Origin of the sequence: Streptococcus infantis (assembly GCF_047463635.1) — a bacterium.
Classification (GTDB): Bacteria; Bacillota; Bacilli; order Lactobacillales; family Streptococcaceae; genus Streptococcus; species Streptococcus infantis_W.
Genome location: NZ_JASHDL010000060.1, coordinates 1 through 580, shown reverse-complemented (window position 1 = coordinate 580; position 580 = coordinate 1). Strand labels below are relative to the sequence as shown.

Here is a 580-nt window from a genome sequence, read left to right as displayed (position 1 = left end):
CCAAATGACAAACTTCCTAAGAAAGATGTCCCAGGTACAGGTAAGATTACAGAACCAGGTAAACCAGCAGTTGAAGTTCCAGTAACAACACCAGGTAAGGTAACACCAAATACCCCAACAACTGAAAAACCAGGTAAGATTGAAATTACACGCAAACCAAATGGTGATGCAGTCGTAACGCCTAAGAAACCAGATGGCTCAACTTACCCATCAGGCAGCAAGGTAGTGATTCCAGGTGAAAACAACACACCAATCGAAGTAACAATTGGTGACAATGGTTCAGGTGAAGTACCAAATGATAAGCTTCCTAAGAAAGATGTCCCAGGTACAGGAACAGTAACCGAACCGAACAAGAAACCATCACAACCAGTGGATGTAACAACACCAGGTCAAAAGACACCAACAGTAGATGTTGAACAAGATCCTAAGACAGGTGACGTTACAGTAACACCGAAGAAACCAGATGGCTCAACATTCCCACCAGGAACTAAGGTAGAAATCCCAGGTAAAGATGGTAACCCAATCACAGTCACAATCGGTGAAGACGGTAAAGGTAAAGTACCAAACAGTGAATTACCAG

1 pseudogene is annotated in these 580 nt (G+C 43.1%); it reads left to right on the top strand.

The features are described 5' to 3' along the window. Positions 1-580, top strand: a pseudogene (locus QM867_RS10810) (hypothetical protein); the annotation flags it as partial.